The sequence below is a fragment of the Pedobacter sp. HDW13 genome, assembly GCF_011303555.1.
Lineage (GTDB): Bacteria > Bacteroidota > Bacteroidia > Sphingobacteriales > Sphingobacteriaceae > Pedobacter.
Window position 1 is genome coordinate 927,271 of record NZ_CP049868.1, and the last position, 13,332, is coordinate 940,602.

General features: G+C 38.1%; 9 protein-coding genes. 3 read left to right on the forward strand and 6 right to left on the reverse strand.

From position 1 onward, the window contains the following. Positions 1-76 precede the first annotated feature (76 nt). Positions 77-643: a MarC family protein gene (locus G7074_RS03785; protein ID WP_124559579.1), complete on the forward strand. Its 567-nt coding sequence runs from the start codon at positions 77-79 to the stop codon at positions 641-643. A 264-nt stretch (positions 644-907) separates the two neighbouring features. Here the strand turns inward: G7074_RS03785 and G7074_RS03790 are convergent, their stop codons facing one another. From G7074_RS03790 to G7074_RS03810, 5 genes are all read right to left on the reverse strand, one after another. After that, positions 908-2,068, reverse strand: a complete 1,161-nt coding sequence (locus tag G7074_RS03790) for an RsmB/NOP family class I SAM-dependent RNA methyltransferase (RefSeq protein WP_124559556.1) — start codon at positions 2,066-2,068, stop codon at positions 908-910. A 27-nt stretch (positions 2,069-2,095) separates the two neighbouring features. Continuing rightward, positions 2,096-3,310 carry an ABC transporter substrate-binding protein gene (locus G7074_RS03795; protein WP_124559555.1) on the reverse strand — a complete coding sequence of 405 codons (1,215 nt, stop codon included), beginning with the start codon at positions 3,308-3,310 and terminating at the stop codon, positions 2,096-2,098. A 111-nt stretch (positions 3,311-3,421) separates the two neighbouring features. Continuing rightward, positions 3,422-4,951, reverse strand: a complete 1,530-nt coding sequence (gene guaA, locus G7074_RS03800) for a glutamine-hydrolyzing GMP synthase (RefSeq protein ID WP_124559554.1) — start codon at positions 4,949-4,951, stop codon at positions 3,422-3,424. A gap of 345 nt (positions 4,952-5,296) precedes the next feature. Then, on the reverse strand, positions 5,297-5,755 hold the full coding sequence (locus G7074_RS03805) for a dCMP deaminase family protein (RefSeq protein ID WP_086547433.1): 459 nt from the start codon (positions 5,753-5,755) through the stop codon (positions 5,297-5,299). A gap of 65 nt (positions 5,756-5,820) precedes the next feature. Continuing rightward, positions 5,821-7,257 (reverse strand): MFS transporter, encoded by a 1,437-nt coding sequence (locus G7074_RS03810; RefSeq protein ID WP_124559553.1) that lies wholly within the window; start codon positions 7,255-7,257, stop codon positions 5,821-5,823. A gap of 143 nt (positions 7,258-7,400) precedes the next feature. On the opposite strand from G7074_RS03810, the gene G7074_RS03815 reads away from it, so the two are divergent. Continuing rightward, the gene (locus G7074_RS03815) at positions 7,401-8,027 is read left to right on the forward strand and encodes a LysE family translocator (protein ID WP_124559552.1); all 627 of its coding nucleotides are present in this window, start codon (positions 7,401-7,403) and stop codon (positions 8,025-8,027) included. A 398-nt stretch (positions 8,028-8,425) separates the two neighbouring features. On the opposite strand, the gene G7074_RS03820 is transcribed toward G7074_RS03815, so the two are convergent. Next, entirely contained in the window at positions 8,426-10,327 is a 1,902-nt protein-coding gene (locus tag G7074_RS03820) for a class II glutamine amidotransferase (RefSeq protein ID WP_124559551.1), read from the reverse strand. A 222-nt stretch (positions 10,328-10,549) separates the two neighbouring features. On the opposite strand from G7074_RS03820, the gene G7074_RS03825 reads away from it, so the two are divergent. Beyond that, the gene (locus tag G7074_RS03825; protein ID WP_124559550.1) at positions 10,550-13,330 is read left to right on the forward strand and encodes a TonB-dependent receptor domain-containing protein; all 2,781 of its coding nucleotides are present in this window, start codon (positions 10,550-10,552) and stop codon (positions 13,328-13,330) included. Positions 13,331-13,332 lie beyond the last annotated feature (2 nt).

Sequence of the window (13,332 nt, forward strand, 5' to 3'; positions counted from 1 at the left end):
ATAATGGTTCAATTGAGGAATTGATACAAATTCCGCTACCTTTGCTTAAAATTGCTCTGCTATGAAATCTGATTTTATGACGTTCAACTTAAGCCAGATACTATCAACAACGATGGTGCTGTTTGCCATAATCGATATTTTGGGAGCCATCCCTGTAGTAATCGAATTGCGCAGAAAGGCTGGTCATATCGAATCTGAAAAAGCTTCATTGGTGGCGGCAGGCTTAATGATCCTTTTTCTTTTCCTGGGCGAATCTTTATTAAAAGTAATTGGCCTGGATGTAGAATCTTTTGCCATTGCGGGCTCATTTGTAATCTTTTTTATTGCCATGGAAATGGTTTTGGGCTTAACCATCTTTAAAGAAGAAGCACCCGAAACGGTATCGATTGTTCCCCTCGCTTTCCCGCTAATTGCCGGCGCCGGAACCATGACTACCCTGCTTTCATTAAAAACAGAATACCATACGCAGAACATTCTGGTTGGGATTTTATTGAATATACTCTTTGTATACTTCGTTTTAAAGAATACCAACCGATTAGAAAAACTATTTGGTAAAACAGGCTTAAATATCCTAAGAAAGGCATTTGGGGTAATTCTACTCGCTATTGCGATTAAACTTTTTAGAAATAATACGGGGTTGTAGAAAACAGATCTACAATAAAGCTGAAAGCCATTAAAGTGAGGGATGCTTAAACAAGTTCAGCAATACGAAAAACGCTTTTCCTTAGACTATAATTACAATTATTACATTAATCCGTAACAAAAATTTCGTATATTGATCTAAACAGAAAGCTCATTACACTATGAACAGCTTTGAAGAATATACCTTAATTATTGGAGCTATAGCCGTTTTAATCGAAGCGGTAAAATACTTCAAAAAGAATTTCAGATCATGGTTTGAACATGGCTAGGTTTTGATTAGCCGCGCTACAAACATGGTATCAGCTTGATTTTCATACCCTTTTATCAGTTCCATTTTTTCCAGTTCAAGCGGTAACGTATCGGTAAGGTGCTTAACTATAGCTTCATTTTCTGCTGCAAAGGCCGAACAGGTGATATAAATCAATGGCTTACCAGGTTTAAGGTATTTCACTACATTTTGGGCAATCCCCTTCTGTATCGTCGCAAACTGATTGATTTTACGTTCACCGAAAAAAGTCAGCATTTCGGGTGTACGCCCCCAGGTGCCCGAGCCCGTACAAGGTGCATCTAAAATGACCCCGTCAAACTGATAGTGGTGTAAAACCTGATCGTTATTTTGTAAAAGATCCAGCTCTTTTTTATGGTACTTTTTGATCCCTGCCAGCCGGAAACGTTCATCTAGGTTCAGGAGCACACTTTCTCTTAAATCGGTTACCAGAAGCTCAATTACGGGCTCAAAGCTATGCAGAAGCAAGGTTTTTCCGCCTGATGCTGCACAGCAATCCCACCACTTATCCCATTTATTGGGTTTAAAATATTCGCCTGTATGTTGCGAAGAAAGATCCTGTACCTGATAGCTTCCTTCTTTTAAAATGGTTTCGAGCTTAGTACCATTAGGCATGGCTAAAGCTGTATCAGAAATGGCATTAATCGGGATATTTTCATCCTCTAATTTAGCAACAATACTGGCCGAATCGGCCGCAGCTACCCGGATAAATAAATCAGGCTGCTGAAAGAAAGAAGCAAAAAACAATTCTTTACTTACGCTTTCAGAAAGTGCAGTATGAAATGGATATACTTGTGTTAAATCAAATTCAGGGTATTTAGCTTTAACAAGTAAAAGTTTTTCTTCCAGTGCCAATGTAATACTAGCTGCCAAACCCGAAAGATTCTTCTCTACAATCAGGCTTAGTGTATCGTGGCACAAAAAATCGGCAACACTTAAACGTTCTTCGTTATTGAGTGCAGGCAAGGCTTTTCCTAAACGAAAAAAACTATAAACGTGCCGGGTAGCCCACCTCCTGTCAGACGAGCCCATTTGCTTATTTTGCTTAAAATAAGCCGGCAGAAACCGATGTAAAGGCAAACTTCCATCGTAACTATTTAAAATCTGTTCGAAGGCTCTGATCTGATGGTCTACTCTCATGTATGATAAAATGGAAGAAATTAAGGTTTACTCAACAATGTTTAAGGTAAAGTTTTTAAACCTCAATAACATTAAACTGGTGTTAATATAGCCTAATTTTTCATCATGGATAAACGAAAAATTATTATGCAAACCTTTATAACGGTCTTTTACAATATAATCTTTGTAATCTTCGCCGTAGGTAGCAAGCAAACGGCCAAAATAGTAGGCAATATCGAAACCTTTAAAGGCATACTCTCCTGGCTCAAAGCCATATTTATAGCGATATTTTTTAATAAATGAGGTTACTGCACTATTTTTATAATCAATTTTGTAAGATGAACTGACGATAGTATTCAAATCCTGCATTTTATCGGTCGGATAGTTTTGTTTTACCCAATTGGGATGACCGAACAGGGCTATACTATAACCACCTGCCGGAAGATGCTTTAATTTGTACAGTTTTTCGATAGTAGGCAGTACAAAGGCACGATCGGAAGAAGTTACCACCACTGCGTATTGTTTACCCTTAATCATTTTGGTTTCGAAAGCATAAGCCGAAGCATACTCCTGCACTGTAAATTTAGTATTAGCCTGAAAATAATTCCTGATGGGGGCACCAAATTGTTCATCTTCGGTTTTCCGTGGATTGATGAGCACTACAATGGTACTGGCAGGGTTAAAGTTTTTGGCAATGTAAGCGCTTATTTTTTTTGCATGGAGATCGATATTGTTTACAATAGAGATCAGGTTCGGGTTGTTAAAATCGGCTGGTTGCGAAGCAGCCAATGGAGAAACCACCAACGCATTGTTTTCTTTCGAATAAGCAGAAATATATTTCAATCCTTCCGGAAAAACAGGGCCAATAATTAAATTACTCTGCTTAAAGCGATCGTTCTTATACAACGAAGCAATATGTGCGTTATCATCTTCGGTATCAAAAACATTAAGTTTAAAGTTTAAACCCTGTGCTGCTGCTGAATCCAGGCCCAGTTTAAAGCCCTGATAAAAATCGATGGGCATGGCATATTTTTCAATCTCTGCTTTGGTAGCCGTTTTTAAATTCAGTTCGCTTAACTTAAACGGAACCAATAAGGAAACACTGGCACCCTGCGCAAACTTTTTAACAGGCTTTTTATCAATCGCTTTTTCATTCTCGACAGGTTTTGCCGGTTCAGGCTTAGGGGTTTTAATTTTAGGCGAACATGCCGCTAAAACTAACGCAGACCAAACCAGTAATCCATAAACCTTTTTGAAATTCATACCTATCGTTTTTAACAAAATATGCTAGCAAAGTTTATTCCACCTTGCTAGCATAATCATATTATTTACATAAAGACTCCTGACTAAAGACTCAGGAACCCAGACTAAATGCTATTCCCACTCAATAGTTGCCGGTGGCTTAGAGCTAATATCGTATACCACCCTGTTAATCCCCTTCACCTTGTTAATAATTTCGTTCGAAATTTTAGCCAATACAGGGTAAGGTAAGTGGCACCAATCCGCTGTCATACCATCAAGCGATTCTACAGCTCTCAAAGCAATTACGTTTTCGTAAGTACGCTCATCGCCCATCACACCAACTGATCTTACTGGCAAAAAGATTGCCCCTGCCTGCCAAACCTGATCGTAAAGACCTGCTTCTTTTAAGTTATCAATATAAATTTTATCAGCATCCTGTAAAATAGCCACTTTTTCGGCAGTTACCTCACCAATAATACGGATACCTAAACCTGGTCCCGGGAAAGGGTGACGACCTAAAATAAACGATTCTAAACCTAATGCAGTACCTACTCTTCTTACTTCATCTTTAAACAAAGTTTTAAGCGGCTCTACCACTTTAAGTTTCATAAAGTCTGGTAAACCACCCACATTGTGGTGAGACTTGATGGTTGCCGAAGGGCCCTTTACCGATACAGATTCGATAATATCAGGATAGATTGTACCTTGAGCTAACCATTTTACATCTTGGATCAAATGCGATTCTTCATCAAATACCTCGATAAATACGCGACCAATGATTTTACGTTTTTGCTCCGGATCTTCTACTCCAGCCAGCTGGCTTAAGAATTTATCCTTTGCATCAACACCTTTAATGTTTAAGCCAAAGTCTTTATATTGTTCTAAAACACTTTCATATTCGTTTTTACGCAATAAACCATTATCAACAAATATACAATGTAGGTTTGTACCAATAGCCTTATGCAATAATACAGCAGCAACACTACTATCAACACCTCCAGAAAGGGCTAAAACAACTTTGTCATTACCTACTGTAGCTTTAATATCGGCAATTGTAGTTTCAACAAACGCTGCTGAAGTCCAATCCTGGCTGCAACCACAAATATCAACAAGGAAGTTTTCTAGAAGGATCTTTCCATCAATACTGTGTGTTACCTCAGGGTGGAACTGAATGGCATAAGTATCAGAATCTTTAATGTGGTAAGCGGCAACCCTTACACTATCGGTACTGGCAATCAGCTCAAAATTATCCGGAATGCTGGTAATGGTATCGCCATGACTCATCCACACCTGCGAATCGATGTTAATGCCTTTAAATAATTTGTTTTCCTGATTAACAAAGTTAAGGTTTGCACGGCCATACTCGCGTGTTGAAGAAGGCTGTACATCGCCACCAGAATGTTGAGCAATGTATTGTGCACCATAACAAACAGCCAGTAAAGGATATTTTAAATGGTATTTCGATAAATCGATTTGAGGGGCATCTTCCTGACGAACAGAATATGGACTACCTGAAAAAATAATACCCTTTACATCAGGGCTAATCTCAGGAAGATTGTTGTATGGATATATTTCACAGTAAATATTTAGTTCGCGAACCCTACGGGCAATGAGTTGTGTAAACTGCGAACCAAAATCGACGATAATGATTTTTTCTTGCATCCGCAAAGGTACCAATTAGATATGAGATTTGAGACCTGAGATTTAAGATTTTTAATGCAGGCAGAGGGCTTGGGGCAGAGGGCATGGAGATGGGCATTATCGCGAGGCTTAGGACATCTGATTATCCAGAATATAGTCCTAAGTCAAGGGTCAAAATCTATAAAAATCTAACCGAGCAAATTATTCTATTAACTGAGCTTAACTTCCAAGGCCTCTTGTTTCTCCCCCCAGCAACTTCGAAAGGCAACGTACAATGCGCTATGACCAGATAAAACCTATTAACCTTATAAACAGATGATCAACTAACAGTTCTCAATTTGCGGTTACCAATGAACAAATGAATCTTTAAGATTCAATCAAAACCACCTCTACACCAAATTTCCTTAAAAAATCTACGCCCTCATCACTTGGTAAGCCTTTGTATGCTGCATACGATTTTGAATAGTACACCAGCTTGATACCTGACGATAAAATCAGGCGGGCGCAGGCAATACAAGGCGACAAAGTAGTGTACAGCGTGCAACCTTCAATCTTCGATCCGTTTTTTGAGGCATAAAGAATCGCATTTTCTTCGGCATGTAAGGCCAAAGAGCAGCTCCCCTTACTATCTCGGGCACAACCATGCTCAGGCCATTCCTCATCGCAATTGTGAGTGCCAGCCGGTGGACCGTTATAACCGATAGAAATAATGCGGGTATCTTTTGTTAAAACCGCACCAACATGCGCACGCACACAATGTGAGCGGGCAGCCAAATCGGTGGCCAGGTTCATAAAAATGGAATCGAAACTTGGTTTATCTGTCATTTGTTTAAATAAAAAAAGCCACAAAGAAATTCATCTTTGTGGCTGCTAAATTACTTTATTAAAAATTAATGTCCGCCAGAAATTTTCTGGTCGAAGTTAATTCCTTGTGATCTTAATATAGATGCCACTCTCCATGCATAAAATGCCAGATAAGCAAAACAGATAATCCCAACCACATAACTGTATTGAATACCTGTAAACTCAGATACATAACCTTGTAACCAGCTGATAATACCACCGCCCATAATCATCATAATTAAGAAGCTACTACCCTGACTGGTATGTTTACCTAAACCACTAACAGCTAAAGTAAAGATACATGGCCATAAAGTACTGCAGAACAAACCAACGCTGGTAATGGCGTAAACACTCGTCATACCGGTAGTAAACATACCAATTAACAGAGCAGTAATACCAATGGCAGAGAAAATCAACAACATCCTGGCCGGGTTACCTTTACTGGCCATATCTGCTACAATCAGTACCAGAATAATAGCTGCGTAAACATAAAAAGGAGCTAGATCATGTTTTGCGATGGCATTTACTAATAGAAAAATACCAAAGGCTAAATAAGGCGCAATAAAACGCAATATTTTCTGAGTGCTTACATTATCGGTAAAAGCTTCAACAGCTCCTGTCCAACGGCCAATCATCATACTGGCCCAGTACAACGAAATATATGGCGCAATATCTTTAATTTCGAAACCTAAATCTTTCTCCATGTAAGCAGGCAAGTTACTCGCTGTCGAAACCTCAACACCTACATAAACAAAGATGGCTATCATACCCAAAACCAATTGCGGATAATTTAATGCAGATCCCTTAATCGATTTAGTATCATCTGCCGAGGCTTCCACTAAAGCAGGTCTATCAGGCAAAGATGACATTTTTAAGAAAATCGCTACCGCAATAAAAGCTACTCCCAAAATTAAATAGGGAATTTTAACGCTCTCTACACTAATGTTGGTATTCGCATTTGCTGCAGAACCAAAAATGGCAAAACTTACAATAAGCGGACCGATGGTTGTACCAAAGTTATTAATACCACCTGCAAGTGTTAAACGTTGCGAACCTGTTTTAATGGGACCTAAGGCAATAGCCAATGGGTTGGCAACAGTTTGCTGTAAAGAGAAACCCAAAGCTACAATAAACAAGCCCGAAAGCATTAACGGGAAAGAGTGAAGATTTGCAGCCGGGTAAAAAAGTAAGGTACCCGCTGCCGAGATAACCAAACCAAGTGACAATGAATTTTTATAGCCTAGTTTGTTTACAATATCCTGTCCCATAATAACAGAAATTAGATTGTAAATTAACGCACCCACAGTATATGCAATGTAAAATGCCAATGAAACCAACTGACTTTCGGCTTGCGATAAATCAAAAGCCTTTTTAAATACCGGGATGAGAATGTCGTTACTGGCGGCTACAAAGCCCCAAAAAAAGAATACGGTGACCAGTGGGATAAACTGCGCCCACTTGGTTTGCGTTTGTTCTGAATTCATATTATAAATTTAGTTTTAGTGGGTCTAAACATAAATAAAAAAAATTAATAACCAGTATTTTTTATGCAACCTATGCAACAAAAATAAATGTTATATGTTTAGGTATAAAATTGCATATTCGCATATTCTAAAGATCACAATGCATGTTTGAAGCCATATTACTAGGTATAGGAGCAGGGATTATTTCGTCGTTTTTAACAGGGCCGGTATTTTTTGCAATGATCAAAACCAGCATAGAAAGAGGCTTCAAGGCTGGTTTCTCTTTAGCCGTTGGCGTAATTATCAGCGATATTATACTAATTGGATTAGTACTTTTCGGCAGTCAGTTTTTCGATTATAAAGCCGAATTCGATAAATATGTAGGCAGTATTGGCGGTGTATTTCTGCTTGCAGTAGGTATTTATTACCTGGTTTCTAAAATCACGGTGCATTACGATAGCACTACGCTACAAAAAGTAAGTAAACGTGGTTACGTTCTAAAAGGCTTTTTAATGTGCATCCTCACTCCTTCTACCCTCATGTTCTGGATTATTGTGAGTGGTATTATTTCTGTTAAGCTTAACAACATGCTAAACGAAAAACTGGTTTGCTTCTTTATTGCAATGGCCACCCAGTTAAGTATCGATGGAGCAAAGAGCTTTTACTCGAGTAAGCTCCGTTATAAAATAAAAGAAGATGCACTTAAAAAGCTGAATAAAATTGCAGGTGTGGTGATCATCTTTTTCGCCTTCTGGCTCATTATTAAAACCTACCTGAAATTTTACGCATAGGTTTTTAACACCACTTAGGGCACAGCGTATTTTTAGCCACGGAAACGAAGATTACACGGAAATATTTTATTAAAACATAGTATTAGTAGTTCGTGAGGACAAACCACGGAGTAGGCTTGAACTACAAATAAAATCTGCGTTTAAATCTGCTTAATCTGCGGGAACAAAAAATAAGAATTGCCATTTTAAACATGATGTTAGTAGTTCGTGAGGACACGAACCACGGAATCGGAGCCGGTATTGGTTCGAGATATGGAAACACAAAATAGATCCTGAAATAAATTTAGAATGACGCAATGAATGATAGCAGATTATAAAAAACTTCTCTGTGCCTTCGTGAACAAAAAAATAGCCCATATAAAAATATGAGCTATCTATTATTCAAAATATTTTAGGGATTAATACGCCCTTTGGTTATTTCCTTCTTTCCAGTTAACAAAAGCTTTGTTTACCACTTTGTTACCACCTGGTGTAGGGTAATTTCCAGAGAAATACCAATCACCTTTGTTTTTCGGACAAGCTTCGTGCAGGTTCTCTAAACTTTGGTAAATTACTTCAACCTCTGCAACAGTACCTTTTGGGGTAATAATCTGTGCAATTTTAGCCGAAATTTCTTCTGGCGTAAACGGTTTATAGATATCCTTAACGTGGTTTACAATCTCCTCTTTAGGCAACAATAACGAAGCTTTACATTTGGTGTAAACATCTTCAATTACCTGCCACATGCCACGCTCGGTAAGCAGTTGTATAGCTGCATCAAAAGCTACAAACTGCCCCATGCGGCTCATATCAATACCATAACAATCAGGGTAACGGATTTGAGGTGCAGAAGAAACAATGATAATTTTCTTAGGGTGTAAACGGTCTACAATTTTAATGATACTTTGCTTAAGCGTAGTACCACGAACAATCGAATCGTCTAATGCTACCAAAGTATCCTTGTGGTTGTTAATAATACCATAAGTAGTATCATAAACATGGGCCACCATTTCACTGCGGTCAGCATCCTGCGTAATAAATGTACGCAGTTTAACATCTTTAACGGCCAGTTTTTCTACTCTTGGGGCCATCGACAATAAATCGTCTAACTGCTCGTCGGTTAACTGCTCTTTTTTATGTAAAAGTGTTTCTTTCTGGTGGTTACGTACATAACGCTGTACGCCATCAACCATACCAAAAAAGGCTACTTCAGCTGTATTCGGGATGAATGAGAAAACCGTGTTTTTCAAGTCGTAATTTACGGCTTTCAAAATTTTATCGCTTAATAAACGACCTAGTTGTTTACGCTCGCGGTAAATTTCAACATCACTTCCTTTCGAGAAATAGATCCGCTCAAACGAACACGATAACCTTTCGGTAGGCTCACGGAACTGCTCCATGCTTACCTCACCGTTTTTCTTGATAATTAAAGCATGACCCGGATCGATCTCTTTAACATCTTTGAACTGTATGTTAAATGCAGTTTGTAAAGCCGGACGCTCTGAAGCTGCAACCACAATTTCATCATCATAATAGTAATAGGCCGGACGGATACCTGCCGGATCGCGCATGATGAACGAATCGCCATTACCAACCATACCGCAAATCGAGTAACCACCATCCCAGGTTTTAGCCGAGCGGCGAAGAATATTGGCAATATCTAAATGATCGGCAATTTTTTGCGTAATCGCAACATTGTCATGCCCTTCTTTTTTGTATTGATCGAAAAGCTCCTGGTTTTCATCATCCAAAAAGTGACCGATTTTTTCCAGTACTGTTACCGTATCTGCTTTTTCTTTTGGATGCTGGCCTAACTCGTATAATTGTTCCAATAACTCATCAACATTGGTCATGTTAAAGTTACCGGCAATTACCAGGTTACGGGTCATCCAGTTGTTTTGCCTTAAAAAAGGGTGGCAATTTTCGATACTGTTTTTACCATGTGTACCATAACGCAAATGACCCAATAACACCTCGCCAATAAAGCTTACGTTGTTTTTGAGCCATTCTGTATCCTGCATTAATTCAGGCGTATTTTCCTGGATATCGACAAATTTGTTCTGAACATATTCGAAAATATCCGCTACCGCATTAGAAGCCATGCTCCGGTATCGGCTAATGTACCTGCTGCCCGGTTTCATATCCAGCTTAATGGTGGCAATACCTGCGCCATCCTGGCCCCGGTTATGCTGTTTTTCCATTAAAAGATATAATTTGTTAAGGCCGTAAAGTGCTGTACCGTACTTTTGCTGGTAGTAAGAAAGTGGTTTTAACAGGCGAATAAAAGCGATTCCGCATTCGTGTTTTATCTGATCACTCATTGTGTGGGTTTGAAGCCGCAAAGTTATCCTTTTAAACCATTAGAACCTAAACAAAAATGCTTTCTTTTATTATGATGAGGTTTATCTGACAGATGAAGTAAAACTATCTCAAATCAAGCTAAAGCCAGATGAATCCGTCTTATTAATTAGAATCTTTCTAAATAATTTGCATAGTAAGTGTAAAATTCACACTTTTGCATCATTATTAAGATTTAGTCTAAATTGAAGAAACTTTACACATCACTATTATTCTTCTTTGTTTGTTTCACTGCGCTGGCGCAAATCAAGAACGTGGTTACCGGAAAAATGGTCGACCCGCAAAATAAGCCCTTAGAGCTTGTTAATATCAAAATTGTAGAAACCAACCAATACGCCATTACTGATAAGAATGGTATGTTCAGGGTTAACGGATCGGAAACGAATAACATTTTAACCCTCGAATTTTCGTACATCGGTTACCAGAAGTTAAGCCAAACAGTAACCGTTAAGGCCGGAGAAACCAATATGGGCAGTATTACCCTTAAGGTTTTAGATTTAAGTCTGGAGAATATCGAGATCAACGCCAAACGAAATTACTCGGGTTCTACCAACTCATCACTGATTATTACCAGAGATTTGATTGAACAAACTCCGGCATTGAGTGTAAACGATTTGTTGAATCAGATTCCGAATAGAAAAATCCAGCCACCCTCTTTACAAAACGTACAAAACATCAATTTAAGGGCATCTTACGCCCCTACAACTGATGGAAAAGGAGATTACGAACTTAATAATGCTTTTGGTATTGCCATTATTATGGATGGAAATACAATCAGTAATAATGCGAACATGCAGAGTTTCAACCCAGGAAGAAGTGGAGGAGTGGGCCAATCATTCGTAAAAAGTGGAGCCTACGGCATAAGAGGAACCGGCGACGATAAAACAGGATATACTGGCGATTACACTTTTGGTGGAACAGATTTACGCCAAATACCTGCTGATAATATTGAAAGTATTGAAGTTATTGCAGGTATTGCTCCTGCCAAATATGGCGATTTAACTGATGGTGCTATCATTATTGAGCGCCAGGCAGGTAAGTCTCCCGCTTACGTACGTATGCAATTAAGAGATAATGCTACATCTTATGGTTTTTCAAAAGGCTTTGAAATCAGTCCTAAATATGGAGCTGTAAATGTTGGTATAAACTATGTTAACTCTTTCGAAGATAACCGCGATAAATTAAAAGCCTACCGCAGAATCAACACTAATGCCATGTGGACTAATTTATTTGGAAAAACTAAACAACTAAAGAACACGCTCAGTGTAGATTATGGAAGAAACCTTGATGGGATTAAATTTGATCCTGATGATGAAAAAAGTACAGCTTCTAAATTCGATAGCTGGAATTTTAGTGTTGCAAACAGAAGCAATTATAGAGTTAACTCTGGATTCTTAAAAAATATTGGATTAAACTTAAGGTATTCTGAAGGTCATCAGATAAGCTATAAAGAAGAATTAGTGAATGATCCTTATGTCTTATATACCACTGCTACAACAACGGGCATTCATGAAGGAACATACGATACTGGGGTTTATACAGCAAAATCTTTAATTGATGGCCGACCAATAACAGCATCGGCAAATCTTGATTTCACAGGTGGTTTTGCTACTGGGAATCTTGTACACAATCTTTCTTTCGGAACAAGTTTTAGTTACAGTGCAAACAAAGGCCTCGGGCAAACTATAGACCCAAATGAGCCAAGAAGTGGGTCGAAGGTTGCAAGCACTTCATTAGGAACAAAGAGCTCTGAACGCTTTTACGACTTCAGCTTAGCTGTTGCCCAAAAAGATATTGGCTTTTATATTGAAGATCTTTTCACCGCAACCATACTAGGTAAACCATTAAATGTAAGAGCAGGTATTCGGTCTGATTTACAAAACGGATATGGATCTTTTTCGCCAAGAACCAATATTAATTATGAGTTAAGTAAAACTTTTAGAATAGGTCTTGCCTATGGTTTATCATACAAATCACCAGCTTTGGCACAGCGTTACCCAGGCCCCACTTTCTTCGAGATCCCATTATTAAATGCTTACAATGGTAAAGTTAATGAGAGTACATATTTGGTGTACGTAGAAAGATATGATCCTACCAATGTCAACTTAAAACCATCAAAAAGTGAAAGCATTGAGTTATCAGCCCAAATCAAAATACAAAAATTCAATCTATCCATATCAGCTTATAGTAAGAAATCCAGAAATGGAATTTCAACAGTTCAAACTTTACAAGCTATAGAATTGCCAACATATACAGCTACTATTAATCCAGGTTCAAAACCAACGGTTGTACAAAATGGCTCTAAGCTATATGCCATCAACTACTCTACTTTTAAAAATGACCTTTCATCAGACAATCAAGGTTTTGAAGTGATTCTAAATACACCTGAAATTAAAGAAATCAAAACAGCGTTTAATTTAAGTGGTGGCCTATTCAGGACATTTTATGGTTCGAATTCATATACCTTAAGTAATCAAATGCCTAATGTTATTCCCACAGATCCAAATTATGCATATATAGGTGTTTATGAGCCTTTAAACAAAAAATCATATTTTAGTAATGCAAGAGTTACAAGTGTAACCCACATCCCTAAGTTAAGCCTGGTTGTATCATTCGTTGCAGAATTCGATCTTCTAGACAAAAAAATAAATACAGCAAGCTCAAGAATTCCTGTTGGTTACTATAATAGGTTTAACCAATATACTGCCATTACCAGTTTCGATAAAACAAATACTTCTTATGGCCATCTTTACATTTCACCAGAAGAACAATCAGAGAACGATCTTCCACGTGTAATTTCCAATTACCACTTAAGTATTGCCAAAGAGATAAAAAAGCGTTTCAAATTTGCATTTAATGTTTACAACGTTTTTAATCACCGTCCATACTACATTACATCAACTGGCGCTTATAAATATCCAAATAGCAGCCCAACGTTTGGAGCAGAATTATCTATTAAACTTTAAAA